Origin of the sequence: Klebsiella sp. BIGb0399 (genome assembly GCF_003752615.1) — a bacterium.
Taxonomy (GTDB): Bacteria; Pseudomonadota; Gammaproteobacteria; order Enterobacterales; family Enterobacteriaceae; genus Klebsiella; species Klebsiella lignicola.
This window is the reverse complement of sequence record NZ_RKHT01000005.1, coordinates 1,317,548-1,335,809: the sequence shown is the minus strand read 5'-3', so window position 1 is coordinate 1,335,809 and position 18,262 is coordinate 1,317,548. Positions and strand designations below refer to the sequence as shown.

The following is an 18,262-nucleotide window of genomic DNA, read 5'->3' as shown; positions in this document are numbered from 1 at the left end:
GGGGATACCTTCACGATAAAATGCCATCACTTTTCCCCTTGACCCTGACGTAACGTCAGGCGGCAAGGTAGCGTCACTGGTCAACGACGGGAGCAGGTATGTTAATTCAGGTAGGTGAACTGGCAAGGCGTGCCGGTATGACCGTACGCACGCTCCATCACTATGAACAAACGGGGCTGCTGATGCCGTCGGCCAGAAGCGCGGCGGGCTATCGACTTTATAACCTGGCGGCGGTTCAGCGCCTGCATATGATCAAGGCGCTGGCTCAAGCCGGGCTGGAGCTCGCCACTATTAAGGACCATCTGGATCGGGATTCTCTATCGCTGTCGGACCTGCTGGTGCAGCAGATCGCGACGCTGGATACGCAGCTGCGCACCATCAGTACGCTGCGTGAGCGGCTGGTGACCCTGCGCGATGCGCTGGGGGGCGGTAACGAGCCCGATCTTGAGTCCTGGCTACAGACGCTGGAGTTAATGAAAATGTACGATCGTTGGTTTAGTCCGCAGGAGTTGCAGGGGTTGCCGTTTGCCGAGCAAGACGAGCAACGGAATCAGGTCTGGCTGGCGCTGGTCGCAGAGGTACGGGAGCTGATTGGGGAAGGGTGTCCGGAGGATGACCCGCGCGCGATGGCGCTGGCTACCCGCTGGATGGAACGTCTGGAACAGGATACCGCCGGGCGGCCGGAGTTTCTGACCCGCCTGAACGAGATGCATGCGGCGGAGCCGCAAATGCGCGCGCAAACCGGCATCACCGCCGATGTTATCGACTACATCACCCGCGCTTTTGCTCAGAGCAAGCTGGTTATCTGGGCGCGCTACCTCGACGCCGATGAACTGGCCTTCACCCGCGAGCACTACTTCGATCGCCTGATGGAGTGGCCGGTGCTGGTAACGCAGCTGCATCAGGCCTGCCGCGATCGTCTCGATCCGGCATCGGACGCCGGTCAGGTGCTGGCCCGGCAATGGCTGGCGCTCTTTCAGTCGTACGCCGGGACCAGCCCCGCGACCCAGCAAAAATTTCGCGTGGCGATGGAGCGGGAACCGCACCTGATGAAGGGGACGTGGATGACGCCGGAGGTGCTGAGCTGGTTACAGCAGGCGATTGGGGTGATGATGACGCAGGCGCGAGCGCCCGCGTCACGGTAGTCAGATATCGGCCAGCGCGGCGGCGCGGTCGGGATAGAAACTCAGGCGTCCGGGGATCGGCTGGACGCCTGCCCGGGCCAGAGTGCGTAATGGCTGAAACTCGAGGTTAGAGACGCGCAGTTCACAACCTTCCGGCAGCTTGCTAACAAAGCGCTGGAAGGCATCCAGTCCACCGGCATCCAGCACCGGAACCGCATCCCATTTCAACACCACGATACGTTTGCCGGCGATCCGGGTTTCCAGGTCGGCAAACAGCCCTTCGGCAGCGGCGAAGAACAGCGGTCCGATGACCCGCAGGACCAGTACATCCTCAGGCGTTTCCACGTTAACCGGCGCCAGGCGGGTCATGCGCGCGATACGGCGCATAAACAGCAGCGAGGCCAGCACAATACCGACGCTGATGGCGATGACCATATCAAACAGCACGGTCAGCGACATGCACATCAGCATCACCACGATGTCGTCTTTTGGCGCGTGGCGCAGCAGATTAACCACTTTATGCGCTTCGCTCATGTTCCACGCCACCATCAACAGCAGAGCCGCCATCGCCGACAGCGGCAGCCAGGAGAGCAGCGGCGCCAGCACCAGCAGGGCCATAATCACCAGCAGCGCGTGGATCACCGCCGAGATCGGGGAGGTGGCGCCAGCGCGGACGTTAGCCGCGGAGCGGGCAATCGCCGCCGTTGCGGTGATCCCGCCAAAGAAAGGGGCCACAATATTGCCCAGCCCCTGGCCGATCAGCTCGCTGTTGGCTTTATGTTTGGTGCCGGTCATGCCATCGAGCACCACCGCGCACAGCAGGGACTCGATCGCCCCGAGCATCGCCATCGAGAACGCCGCCGGCAGCAGCGCCTGCAATGACGCCCAGCTAAGGGTAAAGTCGGAGCCCGGCATATCCCACGGCAGCACCAGCTGCGGCAGCAATTGCGGGATCCCGTTGCCCTGGCTGCCGTCAGCCAGCACATAATGGAACTGAGAGCCGATAGTGGCGACGTGACCGCCGAACAGATTCACCAGACCCATCACTGCACAGCCCGCCAACAGGGCCGGCAGATGGCCAGGCAGACGAATCCCGAGGCGTGGCCACAGGATCAGGGTGCCGAGGGTGACGACGCCGATCGCGGCGTCTCCGGGGTTGGTGGTCGGCAGCGCCATTACCAGCGCCGAGACTTTCTGCAGATAGTGTTCCGGGACGTGCGCCATCTGCAGACCGAGGAAGTCTTTAATCTGCATGGTACCGATAGTAATACCGATACCGGAGGTAAACCCTAAGGTGACCGAGAGCGGAATATATTCAATGAGTCGGCCAAAGCGGGCGAGGCCGAAAAGAATTAAAAAGATCCCCGACATCAAGGTCGCCACCAGCAACCCTGCGAGGCCAAACTGCTGTGATACCGGATAGAGGATCACCACAAAGGCCGCCGTCGGCCCTGAGACGCTGAAGCGCGATCCCCCGGTGAGGGCGATAATAATCCCGGCTACCGCCGCGGTATACAGCCCGTACTGCGGCGCAACGCCGCTGCCAATGGCCAGCGCCATCGCTAACGGAATGGCAATAATCCCGACCGTTATTCCGGCAATCAGATCGCGGGTAAACCGCGCGAGGGTGTACTTTTCTTTCCAGCAGGCATCGATGAGGGCGCGGAAAGGCATCACATGTGAGGTAAATAATCGGTTCACAATAATGTTTCATCCATGAGCGCATCATCTGTCAACGAATGGCAGGTGAAGGAGGCATTAATCATACAAATTGGGTTCGGAGACAAAAAAACCCGCCGCAGCGGGTTTTTTGGCCGGGCTCGATTAGTGTTCGAACATAGCAGAGATGGATTCTTCGTTGCTGATACGACGAATCGCTTCTGCCAGCATGCCGGACAAGGTCAGCGTACGAACTTTTTCCAGTGCTTTGATTTCCGGCGCCAGCGGGATGGTATCGCAGACGACGAATTCATCAATCACAGAGTTTTTAATGTTCTGGATTGCGTTGCCGGAGAAGATCGGGTGAGTAGCGTAAGCGAATACGCGTTTCGCACCACGTTCTTTCAGCGCTTCTGCTGCTTTACACAGCGTGCCGCCGGTATCGATCATATCGTCAACCATCACGCAGTCGCGGCCGGCAACGTCACCGATGATGTGCATCACCTGAGAAACGTTAGCGCGCGGACGACGTTTGTCGATGATCGCCATGTCGGTATCGTTCAGCAGCTTAGCAATGGCACGAGCACGTACCACGCCGCCGATGTCCGGAGAAACCACAATCGGGTTATCCAGATTCAGCTGCAGCATATCTTCGAGCAGGATTGGGCTGCCGAATACGTTATCAACCGGAACGTCAAAGAAGCCCTGGATCTGTTCTGCATGCAGGTCAACGGTCAGTACGCGGTCAACGCCGACGCTGGACAGGAAGTCAGCGACCACTTTAGCGGTGATTGGCACACGAGCGGAACGCACACGGCGGTCCTGACGAGCATAGCCGAAATAAGGGATAACAGCGGTGATACGACCCGCCGAAGCGCGACGCAGAGCATCAACCATAACAACCAATTCCATCAGGTTGTCGTTGGTGGGAGCACAAGTGGACTGGATGATGAAAATATCACCACCGCGTACGTTTTCATTGATTTGTACGCTGACTTCGCCGTCGCTAAAACGACCTACAGCGGCGTCGCCAAGAGAAGTGTACAGGCGGTTGGCAATACGTTGTGCTAGTTCCGGGGTGGCGTTACCAGCAAAAAGCTTCATATCAGGCACGAGAAGAACCTCAGGCATGCGTCCAGTGGTGGATGAAAAGCGCCAAAACTGTGCGGGCGGCACTAATCTATCCAGGCGGTGTATTTAATAGAGAACGATGCAACGTCTGGAACAGGGTGACGTTGTCACCGTTACTCAATTTGCCCGGCGTACGTGCAGTAATGGCGGCGAAAAGCCGACTACTTTAGTAGGGCTAGCTTGAGCGGTGAGACGTTAACGCCTCGTGCAACAAAGCTTTGTAGCCATTCCGGGGCTTGCTCTTGCACCTGACGAGCGGCAGATTCGGTGTCAAATTCAGCAAAGACACACGCTCCTGTGCCGGTCAGGCGCGACGGCGCATATTCTAACAGCCAGGAAAGCGCCGCATCAACCTCGCGAAAACGTTTTCTTGCGATAACCTCGCAATCATTGCGAAATTCACATTTTAGCAACGTACTTATTGACCTGACCGGGGTCGATCGTGGTAGCTCGGGGTCACGGAAAATCACCGGCGTCGGAATACTGACCCCCGGATGGGCAACCAGGTACCACTTTTCCTCCGGCTCGACCGGGGTCAGCACTTCACCAATCCCTTCGGCAAAGGCGGCATGCCCGCGCACGAACACCGGCACATCGGCTCCTAACTGCAGGCCCAGCGTCGCCAGCTCATCATCAGAGAAGCCGCAGCCCCAGAGATGGTTGAGCGCCACCAGAACGGTGGCCGCATTGGAGGAACCGCCGCCCAGCCCGCCGCCCATTGGCAGACGTTTGTCGATGCTGATGTCGGCGCCGCTGCCTGGCGCAAGCTGCCCACGATCCGCCGCGGCCTGCATCAGCAGACGTGCGGCCCGCACGATCAGGTTTTCCTCGTCCGGCACGCCGGCAACCGGCGTCAGCAGACGAAGTTCGCCGTCCTGACGGGGTTCGATGGTTAACGTATCGCCATAATCGAGAAACTGAAACAGCGTCTGCAGCAGGTGATAACCATCGGCGCGTTGACCGGTGATGTACAAAAACAGGTTCAGCTTTGCAGGAGCAGGCCAGCGGGTCATCATTTCACAATCCAGTTATCCATTTTCAGCTTGATGCGCTGACTGCCGTTGCTCAACTCCATATTGGCCGGCAGTGCTGGCTGGGTATCGCTGGTATAGCCGCCGTAGGTCACGTGCCAGGTTTTGCCGTTTTGCGTGTAGTTCAGTTCGCTCAGACGGTATTTGTCGTCCAGCTTGTAATCTGTGGCGTCGCCCGGCAGGCCAACGATCCACTGGCGCAGGCTGTTCAGCGGAATCGGCATGCCGGTCAGGCGACCAATCATCTCTTCGGCATCGGTCGCGGTATAGGTCTGGCCCTTGTTATCAATCAGGGTCACGCTGCCCGGCTGCGCCACCAGGGAGAGCTCGGTGCTGCCCAGCGGGTTGGTCAGCAGCAGGCGATAGCGATCCTGGCCGGTTTGCTGCCAGAAAAAGCGGGCATACACTTTTTGCTCGTCGGACAGCCAGGCGAAAGCGCCGCGGGTCTGGAACTGATTCAGTTGACGGACATCTTGCTGATGCTGACGCCATTGCGGAGAATCCGGGCTGGTAGCGGGGCCTTTCGGGGCGTTGATTGCACAGGCCGTGAGGACCAGGCTTGCCAGCGGTAACAGGCGGAGCAGTCGATTCATAATGTTGACAAATCCTTGATGTCTACAGTGAAATCCGGCGACGGAAGGGCGCCCACGATTTGTGTAGCAGGTTACAATTCTAACCCATAATGCTAGCGTTGCCCGGCGATAGCGTCTACGTTCAAATGGTCTGAAATCAAAAAATTACCGTTAATGGCTTTTACTCCCGTACCTATTACTCCAAAAGGGGAGCCTCTCTTTTATTGATTCCGCGCATCCTGTATGATGCGCTCAGACTAACCTTAGCAACGCTGGTACTACTCCCTCACAATGACCCTTTTAGCTCTTGGCATTAATCACAAAACAGCCCCGGTCGCGCTGCGAGAACGTGTAACGTTTTCGCCGGATACGCTCGATAAGGCGCTGGAGAGCCTGCTGGCTCAGCCAATGGTGCAGGGGGGCGTGGTGCTGTCGACCTGTAACCGCACGGAGCTCTATCTCAGCGTCGAGGAGCAGGATAATCTGCAGGAAGTGCTTATCCGCTGGCTGTGTGATTACCACCATCTGAATGAAGAAGACCTGCGCAAGAGCCTTTACTGGCACCAGGATAACGATGCCGTCAGCCATCTGATGCGCGTTGCCAGCGGGCTGGACTCGCTGGTTCTCGGCGAGCCGCAGATTCTCGGGCAGGTCAAAAAAGCCTTTGCCGACTCCAGCCGGGGCCACCTCAACGTCAGCGAACTGGAGCGTATGTTCCAGAAGTCGTTCTCCGTTGCCAAACGCGTGCGCACCGAAACCGATATCGGCGCCAGCGCGGTTTCCGTGGCTTTCGCCGCCTGTACCCTGGCGCGACAAATCTTCGAATCCCTTTCCAGCGTGACGGTATTACTGGTCGGCGCCGGGGAGACCATCGAACTGGTGGCGCGGCATCTGCGCGAACACCACGTGCGTAAAATGGTGATTGCCAACCGAACCCGCGAGCGGGCTCAGGCACTGGCCGAAGAAGTCGGCGCGGAAGTGATCGCGCTCAGCGACATCGGCGAGCGGCTGCAAGAGGCCGATATCATTATTAGTTCCACTGCCAGCCCGCTGCCGATTATTGGCAAAGGGATGGTCGAGCGCGCGCTGAAAGCGCGTCGCAACCAGCCGATGCTGCTGGTGGATATCGCGGTACCTCGCGATGTCGAACCGGAAGTAGGTAAGCTGGCGAATGCCTATTTATATAGCGTGGACGATCTACAGAACATTATTCAGCACAACCTGGCGCAGCGTAAAGCCGCGGCGGTTGAGGCTGAGTCGATCGTCGAGCAGGAAACCAGCGAATTTATGGCCTGGCTGCGCGCCCAGAGCGCCAGCGAGACTATCCGTGAATATCGTTCCCAGTCAGAGCAGGTCCGCGAGGAACTGACCGCGAAGGCGCTTGCGGCGCTGGAGCAGGGGGGCAATGCGCAGGAAATCATGCAGGATCTGGCACGCAAGCTGACCAATCGCCTGATCCACGCACCAACCAAATCTCTTCAGCAGGCCGCCCGTGACGGGGATGATGAACGCCTGCATATTCTGCGCAACAGCCTCGGGCTGGAATAGCGCACATTTCTCTCTTTTTTTAGGACAGGGTGAATTCACGCCTATGAAGCCTTCTATTGTTGCCAAACTGGAAGCTCTGTACGAACGCCATGAGGAAGTTCAGGCGCTGCTGGGTGATGCTGCGACCATCGCCGATCAGGATCGATTCCGCGCGCTGTCGCGGGAATACGCGCAGCTGAGCGACGTTGCCCGCTGCTATACCGAATGGCGTCAGGTGCAGGACGATATTGAAACCGCCCAGATGATGCTCGACGATCCGGAAATGCGCGAAATGGCGCAGGAAGAACTGCGCGACGCCAAAGCCAAAAGCGAAGAAATGGAACAACAGCTGCAGGTTCTGCTGCTGCCGAAAGATCCGGATGACGAGCGTAACGCCTTTGTTGAAGTCCGCGCCGGTACCGGCGGGGATGAAGCGGCGCTGTTTGCCGGGGATCTGTTCCGGATGTACAGCCGTTATGCCGAAGCGCGCCGCTGGCGCGTCGAGATCATGAGCGCCAACGAAGGCGAACATGGTGGCTTTAAAGAAGTGATTGCCAAGATCAGCGGCGACGGCGTATATGGCCGTCTGAAGTTTGAGTCTGGCGGTCATCGCGTCCAGCGCGTCCCGGCGACCGAGTCCCAGGGGCGTATTCACACCTCCGCCTGTACCGTGGCGGTGATGCCGGAGCTGCCGGAAGCCGAAATGCCGGATATCAACCCGGGCGACCTGCGCATTGACACCTTCCGTTCCTCCGGGGCAGGCGGTCAGCACGTTAACACCACCGACTCGGCGATCCGTATTACTCACTTACCGACCGGTATCGTGGTGGAGTGCCAGGACGAACGTTCTCAGCACAAAAACAAAGCCAAAGCGTTGTCGGTGCTGGGGGCGCGTATTCGTGCGGCCGAAGTGGCCAAACGCCAACAGGCCGAAGCCTCCGAGCGCCGTAACCTGCTGGGTAGCGGCGATCGCAGCGATCGTAACCGCACCTATAACTATCCGCAGGGCCGCGTCACCGATCACCGTATCAACCTGACGCTGTATCGTCTGGATGAAGCGATGGAAGGCAAGCTGGATATGTTGATTGAGCCGATCGTTCAGGAATACCAGGCCGATCAGCTGGCGGCGCTTTCCGAGCAGGAATGATGATATTTCAACAGTGGCTGGCCCAGGCGATAAGCCGCCTGAGTGAGAGTGACAGTCCGCGACGCGACGCCGAGATCCTGCTGGGGCACGTCACCGGCAAGGCACGAACCTATATTCTTGCCTTCGGTGAAACGGCGTTGACGCCGCCACAGCTGGCGGAGCTGGAGACGCTGCTGGACCGCCGTCAGCGCGGCGAACCGGTGGCTCACCTGATCGGTGAACGCGAGTTCTGGTCACTGCCGCTGCTGGTTTCTCCCGCCACCTTAATTCCCCGCCCGGATACCGAGTGCCTGGTCGAGCAGGCGCTGGCGCGCTTGCCGGCCACCGCCTGCCGGATCCTGGATTTAGGCACCGGCACCGGGGCGATTGCCCTGGCCCTGGCCAGTGAACGCCCGGATTGCCAGGTGACGGCGGTAGATTTTATGCCGGACGCCGCGGCATTAGCCGCGCGCAATGCCGAACGTCTCGCCATCACCAACGTGACCGTGCTGCAAAGCCACTGGTTTGCGGCGCTGACGGGGCAATCATTCACGATGATTGTCAGCAACCCGCCCTATATCGACGAAACCGACCCGCATCTGGATCAGGGCGACGTGCGCTTTGAGCCGAAGACGGCGCTGGTGGCGGCCGATCACGGGCTGGCCGATCTCGCGCATATTATTGACCACGGGCGTCATTTCCTGACCCCCGATGGCATGATGTTGCTGGAACATGGCTGGACGCAGGGCGAGGCGGTTCGGGCGCTGTTCCAGCAGGCTGGCTACCTTGATGTCGTGACCTGCCGTGACTACGGTGATAACGAGCGTCTGACGATCGGGCGATTTCCCGGTATGGAGAAGACCGCGTCATGAATTTGTTTAGTACGGTGCTGTATGTGCATATTGCGTGTGTGGTGGTGTCGGTCAGTTTGTTTGCCCTGCGCTACTGGTGGACCTACAACGGCAGCGCCCGGCTGAATCAACGCTGGGTGCGGATTGCACCGCACTGTAGCGATACGCTGTTATTCCTCAGCGGCGCCGGATTAATGGCCTTGACCCACTATCTGCCATTTACGCAAGACGGCTCATGGCTGACTGAAAAGCTGTTTGGCGTTATTATTTACATCGCATTGGGTTTTATCGCGCTGGGCCGTCGTCGTCCGCGCAGCCAGCAGAGCCGGTTTATTGCCTTTCTGTTGGCTTTGGTGGTGTTGTTCATCATCATACAACTCGCCATTACAAGAATACCGTTACTGGGGTAAGTCATGAGGTCATTAGCTGATTTCGAATTTAATAAAGCACCATTGTGCGATGGCATGGTCCTCATTTCGGAATTAATCCGCGACGATTTTCCGACGCACTATGTGCAGGATGAACTGGAGCGGCTGCTGGCTCTGGCGCAGGAGGAGATTGCGTCTTCGTGGGATCAGGAGCGTCAGCTGGAACGGCTGCTGGAGCTGTTCTACAAAGAGTGGGGCTTCCGCGACTCTCACGGCGTCTATAAGTTGTCCGATGCGCTGTGGATCGACAAAGTGCTGATCAACCGCCAGGGCAGCGCGGCATCGCTCGGCGCCATCGTGCTGTGGATTGCCCAGCGCCTGTCGCTGCCGCTGGTCCCGGTTATCTTCCCGACCCAGCTGCTGATGCGTGCCGACCCGGAAACCAGCGAAGAGATGTGGTTGATCAACCCGTTCAACGGTGAAACCCTCAACGAACACACGCTGGAAGTCTGGCTGAAGGGCAATATCAGCCCGGTAGCCGAGTTGTTTAACGAAGATCTCGAAGAGGCGGATAACGCGGAAGTTATCCATAAACTGCTCGACACTTTAAAATCCGCGTTGATGGAAGAGGGGCAAATGGAGCTGGCGCTGAGAACCAGTGAAGCGCTGCTGCAGTTTAACCCGGAAGATCCCTATGAAATTCGCGATCGCGGGCTGATCTACGCCCAGCTTGAGTGCGACCATGTGGCGTTGCTGGATCTGAACTATTTTGTTGAGCAGTGCCCTGAGGACCCGATCAGCGAAATGATCCGCGCGCAAATCAACACGATTTCGCATAAACAAATTACTCTTCACTAATCTGGAATGAATCCGGTTACACCCTGATAAGGCGATCTTATGAAACAAAAAGTGGTTAGCATTGGTGATATCAACGTAGCAAACGACCTGCCTTTCGTCCTGTTTGGTGGGATGAACGTGCTGGAATCCCGCGATCTCGCGATGCGCATCTGCGAACACTACGTGACGGTTACGCAGAAGCTGGGCATTCCTTACGTGTTCAAAGCCTCTTTTGATAAAGCCAACCGTTCTTCCATCCACTCCTATCGTGGTCCGGGTCTGGAAGAAGGGATGAAAATCTTCCAGGAGCTGAAGCAGACCTTCGGCGTGAAAATCATTACTGACGTTCACGAAGCCAGCCAGGCGCAGCCGGTTGCCGACGTGGTGGACGTGATTCAGCTGCCGGCGTTCCTCGCTCGTCAGACCGATCTGGTAGAAGCGATGGCGAAAACTGGCGCGGTCATCAACGTCAAGAAGCCGCAGTTTGTCAGCCCGGGCCAGATGGGCAACATCGTCGACAAGTTTATTGAAGGCGGTAACGACAAAGTTATCCTGTGTGACCGTGGCGCGAACTTCGGTTACGACAACCTGGTTGTCGATATGCTGGGCTTTGGCGTGATGAAAAAAGCGTCCAACAACTCCCCGGTTATCTTCGACGTGACCCACGCGCTGCAGTGCCGCGACCCGTTTGGCGCTGCTTCCGGCGGTCGTCGTGCGCAGGTTGCCGAACTGGCTCGTGCCGGTATGGCTGTCGGTATTGCGGGTCTGTTTATCGAAGCACACCCGGACCCGGAACATGCGAAATGCGACGGCCCGTCCGCGCTGCCGCTGGCGAAGCTGGAGCCGTTCCTCAAGCAAATGAAAGCCATCGACGACCTGGTGAAAGGTTTTGATGAGCTGGATACCAGCAACTAAGACCGCGTTGTAAAATGCGAAAAGCCTGCCCGTTGCAAAACCGGCAGGCTTTTTTATATCTCTTTTTCAGGTGATGCGTGGCTAACCCCGGTCGGCAGCGTGCCGCCGGGGGAGGAGCATCAGGCGAAAATCGTCATCAGATAGGCGGCAAACAGCGCCAGATGCGCGGCACCGTTCAGCACGTTGGTGCGCCCGGTAGAGAACGAGATATGGCACAGCACCAGCGAGGCGACCATCACAATCATTTCCGGGGCGCCAAGACCAAAGTGCAGCTCATTCCCGGTTAAGAAAGCGATTAAGGTCACCACCGGCACGGTCAACGATATGGTGGCCAGCACCGAGCCGAAGAACAGGTTCATGGCGCGCTGGACCTGATTGTTCAGCACCGCTTTCAGCGCTCCCAGCCCTTCCGGCGAGAGGATTAACAGGGCCACCAGGAAACCGGTAAAGGCCACCGGCGCATTCATGCTGGTCAGCAGCGTCTCAAGCGGGTTGGCGTTCATTTTGGTTACGGCGATAACCGCCACCAGGTGAACCAGCAGCCAGGCGGTGTGCCAGGCGCTGCTGTGCGCGGATGGCTTGCCGTGATGCGGGTCATCGTCGTCGCTGTCATCTTCATGCTCATAGATAAACAGGCTCTGGTGCGTTTTGGTCTGTATCAGCAGGAATACGCCGTACATGGCGGCGGAAATCAACGCCACCAGCAGTGCCTGACCGGTGCTGAAATTGGCCCCTGGCAGCGCCATCGGGAACACCAGCACGATGATCGCCAGCGGGAACAGGGCGATGAGGTACTGCTTAATACCGAATAAATTCATGTACTGGGTGGCGAATTTGCGCCCGCCCAGCAGCAGAGAAAAGCCAACCAGGCCGCCGGTGACGATCATGATGATCGAATAGAGCGTATCGCGCATCAGCGTCGGGGCCGCGTCGCCGGTCGCCATTAAGGCGGAAATCAGGCTGACTTCAAGAATAACCACGGAAAGGCTTAAAATTAACGAACCGTACGGCTCTCCCAGGCGGTGTGCCAGCACGTCGGCATGGCGGACTACGCTAAAGGCGCTACATAAAATCCCCACCAGGGCCAGAATATTAATGCCGATAACCGCTGGCAGCGACTGACTACTTCCGAAGAAGATCAGCACCGCCAGCGCCAGAATCGGGAAAATAAGCGATGTCTCCTTGTGGCGGGTTTTCACCGCCTCATGTGCATTCGTCATGAACCATCTCCATTTTTGCAGGTGTTTTACCCGTCATACTTCAAGCTGCATCGGTGTTGGCTGCGCCCGCGCGCTCCTGTCACCTACCGGTGTAAGCTCCCTGGGAGCACCTTGAATTACTTAGGGGTTATAATTATAGATAACGTAATTCGATAAAATAACAGAGATTACGTAATAAGATGCATTTTTTTACTTTTATTTACGGCTATTTCATGAAAGTTTGTCGGGGTTGCTGAAAGTTGCTGTTAATTATGTTTTGTTCTTATTATTCATGTTGTTGATTAAATATATTCACATCTAACTCATCCAATAATCGCCGCTATACGCCATTCAGATGTCAGTTTTCAGCGTAATCGCATGGTAAGTCTTCCTTATGGCAGTAAATCAGCACGTGCTGTGAAATTCATCCCGATGCGCTGATTATCGCCGCCCGCTCAGACGGTGATGTGACGCCACATCGGCAGGCCCGGGCAAGCGCCGCAGCAAGGGCAAACGGCAGGTATAAGAAAAAACAATCTGTTGTTGTGCCTCATCTGCTGGTACTTGCCTTGCCAACATGTCGTTCATTGCTTATTGTCGATTAAAGCTGGATAATAATTCGGCAATATTACAAGGATGCCATCAGATAATCGCCGGGAAGCGGGCAGTGGCGGAGGTAGTAGAAAGTGTTAACACGTGATTTCTTAATCAATGCAGATTGTAAGACGGCGTTTGGTGCTATTGAGGAATCGCTACTCTGGTCGGCAGAGCAACGGGCAGCCTCGCTGGCTGCGACTCTGGCCTGTCGTCCGGATGCCGGCTCAGTTTGGATTTTTGGCTACGGTTCACTGATGTGGAACCCGGCACTGGATTACCGCGAGTCTTGTACCGGTACGCTGCCGGGCTGGCATCGTGCCTTTTGCCTGCGGCTGACCGCCGGGCGAGGCAGCGCCTGTCAACCCGGGCGGATGCTGGCGCTGAAAGAGGGCGGACGTACCACCGGGGTGGCCTATCGGCTGCCCGATGAGACGCTGGACGAGGAGCTGACCCTGCTGTGGAAGCGGGAGATGATCACCGGATGCTATCTGCCGACCTGGTGCAAGCTGGAGCTTGACGACGGGCGGACGGTCAACGCGCTGGTGTTCATTATGGATCCGCGTCATCCGCTGTTTGAGCCGGACACCAGCGCCCAGGTCATTGCGCCGCTGATCGCCAAAGCCAGCGGGCCGCTCGGTACCAACGCGCAGTATCTTTTCTCGCTCGAACAGGAGCTGTGTAAGCTCGGGATGCACGACGATTGCCTTGACGATCTCGTCGCCAAAGTGCGGAACCTGATTGGGGAAAGCAGCCAGCCAGGGCTGGCGTGACGTGAAGAGTGCCCGGGAACGCCCCGGGCAAGACTTATCAGGCGGGAACGTAGCTGATGGAGTGCTCCAGCGACTGACTGTGGCTGTCAATCAGGACGTTCCAGGTGCCGTTGTAAGGCACGGTTAAATACGCGCTGTCACGATCCTGGACGCTCAGAATGTCCGCGTGGCTGTCGCCGGCGGCTTTCGCGCTCATCATATGAATATGGCAGCGTTCAGAGCACCGAACCACCAGCGTATCGCCACCAAATAACATCAAACTTGTTTTCACCATTGCCATTTACCCACCCCGTTGTTGTCTGTCTACAGCATCCTGCCAGCTCAATCCCGCGCGTGATATTGTTCACACTTTACTCAGTGAATAACACCAAATGGGACGCAGACGAATGCTGATTTTGATCAAAAAAAGGGATAAAGATTAAACAAAAATGATGTTCTGCCTGAAAGCATTCAGCTGGCATATGTTTTCGGTTAACAATTGATGCCAGCATGATATTTAATCCCGCCAGAGGCGGCTTTTTCAGAAGGTGAGGACCTTATCCGCTTCCAGGGTCCACTGCGCCAGTTCAACCAGCGTGCCGATAGCGACACCGTCAATCAGCGGCAGGGTGCTGATCCCCCGACCATCGGTGCAGGTCTTGCACAATTTTACCGGCACATTCTGCGCGGTGAGGATCTCCAGCATCTGCTGGATGTTATAGCCCTCTGCTGGCTTCTGCCCACGCAGACCGGCGGTGACCGCATCAGACATCAAAAAAAGCTTCAGGTCGAGTTCGGACTGCTGCTCGCGCAGGGCAATCGCCAGACGCAGGCTGTTAAACAACGATTCGCTACCGTAGGCTGCGCCGTTGGCGACAATCACAATGCGTTGCATAAAGACTCCTTGGTATAAGGCACGGTTATTGCTAGTAATTGATAGATAAAGCGCAAAGCAAAGTATAAAGAATTAACTCGGGAGGGGATATGAATAACACCGCCGGCACCACCTCTGACGCCAATCGCTGGTTTCACCGCGCGCGGCAGCTGCAAAACGAGCAGCTACGCCAGCTTGCGCAGCTTGGCGCCCTGGCGAATCAGATCAGCGCCCTGGTGCATATGCTGCAGTGTGAACGCGGGGCCTCCAATATCTGGTTATGCACAGAGGGACGGCTGTATGCCGCCGAGTGCCGGGCAAGCTGCGCGCTGGTTGACGAACAGCTGATGGTGTTTCGCACCGCGCTGGAACCCACCCAGGGATGCGCCAGCAGCGCGCTCTGCTGGCGGATTGCCAGCGCGGTCTGGTATCTCGAGCAGCTCCCGCACCTGCGTGATGCCGTTGGCCGCCGCACGATTGTCGCCGAAGAGGCTACAAGCCAGTTTAGCCGCATCATCCGCCACCTGCTGAATATCGTTCCACAGCTCAATGACAGCATCGACGACCCGCAAATCGCCGGCAGCATGGTGGCGCTGTATAGCTTTATGCAGGGCAAAGAGCTGGTAGGACAGGAGCGCGCCCTCGGGGCCTCAGGGTTTGCCCGCGGCCATTTCAGCGACGAATTACGCCAGCGGCTGGTGGATCGGATTGACGGCCAGCAGCCCTGTTTTGACAGCTTTATCGCACTGGCTACTGAGGCGCAGCGGGCGCTGTTTCTGGAGCAGTGCCAGGCGAGCCTGGAGATCGAACAGCTACGGCGGATCGCCTGTACCCGCCAGCCGGCAGCAGATCGGGGAGAGACGGCGCTGCGCTGGTTTTGCGCCCAGACCCAACGGCTGGAGCAGATGCGCGGTCTGGAGGAGCACCTGATTGATGGCCTGCTCAACGCCGCCGACCGGTTGCTCAGCGGCGAAGAACCGCCGATGCCGCCTGCCGGCTGGTCGGAAGAGGACGAAGGCGACGGCGTCGCGCGGCGGCTGGACAAACAGCTGCTGCCGCTGGTTCGCCAGCAGGCCTTCGAGCTGCAGCAGCTCTCCGGGCAGCTGGCCTCGTTAAAGGATGCCCTGGAAGAGCGCAAGCTGATCGAAAAGGCCAAAAGCGTGCTGATGGCGCACCAGGGAATGCCGGAAGAACAGGCCTGGCAGACGCTGCGGAAAATGGCGATGGATAAGAATCAGCGGATGGTGGAGATCGCCCGGGCGCTGCTGACGGTGAAGGCGTTATGGCAGGTAACCCCAAAGGAGTAGATGCACAATCAGTGGGCATTTACTGCCAGTCGACGGTGCAAATCGGGCAACGATCCGCACAAAATTAGCGGCAAAAGCGGGTAAAACGACCCGTGACAAACCTGGCATCCGCGTTGCATTAGATAATCCGAGTGAATAAAAGTTTTGGGCAACGGGCCAACGACGGTCAGTGTGTCCATGGATAAAGGCGTCCTGCAGTGCGTAAGCACTGCCGGGCGCTTTTTTTTTGCGCGTTCTGGAGCGGGTATGGGCGATAAATTTTCGATTTCACGGCGGCGTTTTATACAGGCGGGTGCCGCGCTGGGCGGCGCCATGTTGCTGCCTGGCATGATGCACGGCGCGTGGGCAGCGGGCTCCGATAAACCGGAGCAAACCACCGTCCGGGTGGGATTTATTCCGCTTACGGACTGCGCGCCGATAGCCATCGCGTCATTGAAAGGATTCGACAAGAAATATGGCATTACCCTGGTGCCGACCAAAGAGGCCAGCTGGGCGGCGGTGCGGGACAAGCTGATCGCCGGTGAGCTGGATGCGGCGCACATTCTTTACGGTCTGCTGTATGGCCTGGAGCTGGGGATCGCCAGCAAGCCGCAGTCGATGGCCAACCTGATGACCCTCAACCGCAACGGGCAGGCCATCACGCTTTCCAGCGATCTGCAGCAGAAAGGGGTGACCGACCTCGGCGGGCTGAAACGGCTGATTGGTCAAAGCGCGCCGGGTAGCTACACCTTCGCCCACACCTTTCCCACCGGCACTCACGCCATGTGGCTCTATTACTGGCTGGCCAGCGGCGGCATTAACCCGTTTGACGATGTGCGCACCGTGGTGGTGCCACCACCGCAAATGGTGATGAACATGCGCATTGGCAACATGGTCGGCTTCTGCGTCGGCGAACCGTGGAACGCAAGGGCGATCAACGATCGCATCGGCTTTACCGCCGCGACTTCCCAGGACGTCTGGCCCGAACACCCGGAAAAAATTCTCGGCACCCGTAGCGAATGGGTGGAACGCAACCCCAACACCGCACGAGCGCTGGTGGCGGCGGTGCTGGAGGCCTCGCGCTGGATCGAAGCCTCTGAAGAGAACAAACGCGAGACGGCGCGTATCCTGGCGAAACGCGCATGGCTGAATACCAAAGAGCAGTACCTCGTCGGGCGCATGCTCGGTGAATACGACAACGGGCTGGGGCGTCGCTGGCAGGATGCCCACCCGATTCGCTTCTACGACCAGGGGGAAGTGAGCTTCCCGTGGCTCTCGGACGGCATGTGGTTTTTAACCCAGTTCCGCCGCTGGGGATTGCTGAAAACGGATCCGGATTATCAGGCGGTGGCACAACGCATTAACCGCATTGACGTATGGAAAGAGGCGGCGCAGGCGGTGGGCGGTATCACGCCGCCGTCGACGCTGATGCGCAGCAGCACATTGATGGACGGCACGGTCTGGACGGGGGCCGATCCGCAAGGTTACGCCCGTAGTTTCGCGATTCAACGTAAGGGGGCATGAAATGAAACACGCACACAAAACGCAACCGCCGGTCAGCGCTGAGCACGCGCCGGGCGAAGTCATTATTCTGCCGCCGGTACAGGTCCGGCGGACCACGCCGCCGCTCAGACGCTGGCTGCGCGAAACCGTTCAGCGACTCCTGCCGCCGTTGCTGGGGCTGGGACTGCTGCTGCTGTGCTGGCAGCTCGCGGCGATCAACGGCAAAGGCTTTCCGACGCCGCTCAGTACTCTGGACTCCGCCCTGACGCTGTTTGCCGACCCGTTCTATCAGGACGGGCCGAATGATATGGGGATCGGCTGGAACGTGCTGGCGTCGCTGCAACGCGTGGCGGTGGGGTTTGGCCTCGCAGCGCTGGTGGGCATCCCGCTGGGCTTTTTGATCGGCCGCTCGCTGTTCTTTGCCCGCATGTTTAATCCGCTGATTGCGCTGCTGCGTCCGGTCAGCCCGCTGGCGTGGCTGCCTATCGGCCTGCTGCTGTTCCAGAAGGCCGAACCGGCCTCCAGTTGGACCATCTTTATCTGCTCGATCTGGCCGATGGTGATCAACACCGCCGAAGGGGTGCGCCGCATTCCGCAGGACTATCTCAACGTGGCCCGGGTTTTACAGCTTTCGGAGTGGACGGTGATGCGCCGCATTCTGTTCCCGGCGGTACTGCCCGCGGTGCTGACCGGCGTGCGTCTGTCCATCGGCATTGCCTGGCTGGTGATCGTCGCCGCCGAAATGCTGACCGGCGGCCTCGGGATCGGTTTCTGGATCTGGAACGAATGGAACAACCTCAACGTGGAAAACATCATCATCGCCATCGTCATTATTGGTGTCGTCGGCCTGCTGCTTGAGCAGGGGCTGATGCTGATCGCTCGCCGCTTCAGCTGGCAGGATAAATAGGAGAGT

18 protein-coding genes are annotated in these 18,262 nt (G+C 58.1%); 11 read left to right on the top strand and 7 right to left on the bottom strand.

Annotation, left to right across the window (positions count from 1 at the left end; all coding sequences use genetic code 11):
* Window positions 1-98: 98 nt before the first annotated feature.
* Window positions 99-1,145, top strand: a complete 1,047-nt coding sequence (locus tag EDF82_RS06700; protein WP_123754776.1) for a MerR family transcriptional regulator — start codon at window positions 99-101, stop codon at window positions 1,143-1,145.
* Here the strand turns inward: EDF82_RS06700 and dauA are convergent, their stop codons facing one another.
* From dauA to lolB, 4 genes are all read right to left on the bottom strand, one after another.
* A complete protein-coding gene (gene dauA, locus EDF82_RS06695) occupies window positions 1,146-2,825 on the bottom strand; it encodes a C4-dicarboxylic acid transporter DauA (RefSeq protein ID WP_123754775.1) in 1,680 nt (559 codons plus the stop codon).
* A 123-nt stretch (window positions 2,826-2,948) separates the two neighbouring features.
* Window positions 2,949-3,896 (bottom strand): ribose-phosphate diphosphokinase, encoded by a 948-nt coding sequence (gene prs, locus EDF82_RS06690; RefSeq protein ID WP_004863536.1) that lies wholly within the window; start codon window positions 3,894-3,896, stop codon window positions 2,949-2,951.
* Between the two features lie 179 nt (window positions 3,897-4,075).
* Window positions 4,076-4,927 (bottom strand): 4-(cytidine 5'-diphospho)-2-C-methyl-D-erythritol kinase, encoded by an 852-nt coding sequence (ispE, locus tag EDF82_RS06685; protein ID WP_174508155.1) that lies wholly within the window; start codon window positions 4,925-4,927, stop codon window positions 4,076-4,078.
* Window positions 4,927-5,538 carry a lipoprotein insertase outer membrane protein LolB gene (gene lolB / locus EDF82_RS06680; RefSeq protein WP_123754773.1) on the bottom strand — a complete coding sequence of 204 codons (612 nt, stop codon included), beginning with the start codon at window positions 5,536-5,538 and terminating at the stop codon, window positions 4,927-4,929. The genes ispE and lolB overlap by 1 nt, the downstream gene beginning before the upstream one ends.
* 270 nt (window positions 5,539-5,808) lie before the next feature.
* On the opposite strand from lolB, the gene hemA reads away from it, so the two are divergent.
* Genes hemA through kdsA form a run of 6 tightly spaced genes read left to right on the top strand, consistent with a single transcriptional unit; the run spans window position 5,809 to window position 11,141 of the window.
* Complete coding sequence (gene hemA, locus EDF82_RS06675) at window positions 5,809-7,065, top strand: glutamyl-tRNA reductase (protein WP_123754772.1); 1,257 nt, start codon at window positions 5,809-5,811, stop codon at window positions 7,063-7,065.
* Window positions 7,066-7,108: 43 nt separating this feature from the next.
* Window positions 7,109-8,191 (top strand): peptide chain release factor 1, encoded by a 1,083-nt coding sequence (gene prfA, locus EDF82_RS06670; protein WP_123754771.1) that lies wholly within the window; start codon window positions 7,109-7,111, stop codon window positions 8,189-8,191.
* Entirely contained in the window at window positions 8,191-9,042 is an 852-nt protein-coding gene (prmC, locus tag EDF82_RS06665) for a peptide chain release factor N(5)-glutamine methyltransferase (protein WP_123754770.1), read from the top strand. The genes prfA and prmC overlap by 1 nt, the downstream gene beginning before the upstream one ends.
* A complete protein-coding gene (gene sirB2 / locus EDF82_RS06660) occupies window positions 9,039-9,431 on the top strand; it encodes an invasion regulator SirB2 (protein WP_123754769.1) in 393 nt (130 codons plus the stop codon). The genes prmC and sirB2 overlap by 4 nt, the downstream gene beginning before the upstream one ends.
* 3 nt (window positions 9,432-9,434) lie before the next feature.
* A complete protein-coding gene (gene sirB1, locus EDF82_RS06655; protein WP_123754768.1) occupies window positions 9,435-10,247 on the top strand; it encodes an invasion regulator SirB1 in 813 nt (270 codons plus the stop codon).
* Window positions 10,248-10,286: 39 nt separating this feature from the next.
* Complete coding sequence (gene kdsA / locus EDF82_RS06650; protein ID WP_123754767.1) at window positions 10,287-11,141, top strand: 3-deoxy-8-phosphooctulonate synthase; 855 nt, start codon at window positions 10,287-10,289, stop codon at window positions 11,139-11,141.
* Window positions 11,142-11,260: 119 nt separating this feature from the next.
* Here kdsA and chaA read toward each other — a convergent pair whose 3' ends face one another.
* Window positions 11,261-12,361: a sodium-potassium/proton antiporter ChaA gene (gene chaA, locus EDF82_RS06645; protein WP_123754766.1), complete on the bottom strand. Its 1,101-nt coding sequence runs from the start codon at window positions 12,359-12,361 to the stop codon at window positions 11,261-11,263.
* 665 nt (window positions 12,362-13,026) lie between these two features.
* On the opposite strand from chaA, the gene EDF82_RS06640 reads away from it, so the two are divergent.
* A complete protein-coding gene (locus tag EDF82_RS06640) occupies window positions 13,027-13,707 on the top strand; it encodes a gamma-glutamylcyclotransferase (RefSeq protein ID WP_123754765.1) in 681 nt (226 codons plus the stop codon).
* A gap of 37 nt (window positions 13,708-13,744) precedes the next feature.
* Here EDF82_RS06640 and EDF82_RS06635 read toward each other — a convergent pair whose 3' ends face one another.
* Both EDF82_RS06635 and EDF82_RS06630 read right to left on the bottom strand, forming a co-directional pair.
* Window positions 13,745-13,987 carry a DUF1883 domain-containing protein gene (locus EDF82_RS06635; RefSeq protein WP_123754764.1) on the bottom strand — a complete coding sequence of 81 codons (243 nt, stop codon included), beginning with the start codon at window positions 13,985-13,987 and terminating at the stop codon, window positions 13,745-13,747.
* 240 nt (window positions 13,988-14,227) lie between these two features.
* Window positions 14,228-14,581 (bottom strand): DsrE/DsrF/TusD sulfur relay family protein, encoded by a 354-nt coding sequence (locus EDF82_RS06630; protein WP_123754763.1) that lies wholly within the window; start codon window positions 14,579-14,581, stop codon window positions 14,228-14,230.
* A gap of 89 nt (window positions 14,582-14,670) precedes the next feature.
* Between EDF82_RS06630 and nasR the strand changes: the two genes are divergently transcribed.
* From nasR to ntrB, 3 genes are all read left to right on the top strand, one after another.
* Complete coding sequence (gene nasR / locus EDF82_RS06625) at window positions 14,671-15,867, top strand: nitrate regulatory protein NasR (RefSeq protein ID WP_123754762.1); 1,197 nt, start codon at window positions 14,671-14,673, stop codon at window positions 15,865-15,867.
* Between the two features lie 246 nt (window positions 15,868-16,113).
* Window positions 16,114-17,370, top strand: coding sequence for a CmpA/NrtA family ABC transporter substrate-binding protein (locus tag EDF82_RS06620; protein ID WP_123754761.1), 1,257 nt, complete (start codon window positions 16,114-16,116; stop codon window positions 17,368-17,370).
* Between the two features lies 1 nt (window position 17,371).
* The gene (gene ntrB, locus EDF82_RS06615; protein ID WP_123754760.1) at window positions 17,372-18,256 is read left to right on the top strand and encodes a nitrate ABC transporter permease; all 885 of its coding nucleotides are present in this window, start codon (window positions 17,372-17,374) and stop codon (window positions 18,254-18,256) included.
* Window positions 18,257-18,262: the final 6 nt, after the last annotated feature.

Coding starts and splice junctions, on each gene's coding strand:
- EDF82_RS06700 (WP_123754776.1), top strand. CDS start 99: ATGTTAATTCAGGTAGGTGAACTGGCAAGGCGTGCCGGTATGACCGTA.
- ispE (WP_174508155.1), bottom strand. CDS start 4,927: ATGACCCGCTGGCCTGCTCCTGCAAAGCTGAACCTGTTTTTGTACATC.
- lolB (WP_123754773.1), bottom strand. CDS start 5,538: ATGAATCGACTGCTCCGCCTGTTACCGCTGGCAAGCCTGGTCCTCACG.
- hemA (WP_123754772.1), top strand. CDS start 5,809: ATGACCCTTTTAGCTCTTGGCATTAATCACAAAACAGCCCCGGTCGCG.
- prfA (WP_123754771.1), top strand. CDS start 7,109: ATGAAGCCTTCTATTGTTGCCAAACTGGAAGCTCTGTACGAACGCCAT.
- prmC (WP_123754770.1), top strand. CDS start 8,191: ATGATATTTCAACAGTGGCTGGCCCAGGCGATAAGCCGCCTGAGTGAG.
- sirB2 (WP_123754769.1), top strand. CDS start 9,039: ATGAATTTGTTTAGTACGGTGCTGTATGTGCATATTGCGTGTGTGGTG.
- sirB1 (WP_123754768.1), top strand. CDS start 9,435: ATGAGGTCATTAGCTGATTTCGAATTTAATAAAGCACCATTGTGCGAT.
- kdsA (WP_123754767.1), top strand. CDS start 10,287: ATGAAACAAAAAGTGGTTAGCATTGGTGATATCAACGTAGCAAACGAC.
- chaA (WP_123754766.1), bottom strand. CDS start 12,361: ATGACGAATGCACATGAGGCGGTGAAAACCCGCCACAAGGAGACATCG.
- EDF82_RS06635 (WP_123754764.1), bottom strand. CDS start 13,987: ATGGCAATGGTGAAAACAAGTTTGATGTTATTTGGTGGCGATACGCTG.
- EDF82_RS06630 (WP_123754763.1), bottom strand. CDS start 14,581: ATGCAACGCATTGTGATTGTCGCCAACGGCGCAGCCTACGGTAGCGAA.
- nasR (WP_123754762.1), top strand. CDS start 14,671: ATGAATAACACCGCCGGCACCACCTCTGACGCCAATCGCTGGTTTCAC.
- EDF82_RS06620 (WP_123754761.1), top strand. CDS start 16,114: ATGGGCGATAAATTTTCGATTTCACGGCGGCGTTTTATACAGGCGGGT.
- ntrB (WP_123754760.1), top strand. CDS start 17,372: ATGAAACACGCACACAAAACGCAACCGCCGGTCAGCGCTGAGCACGCG.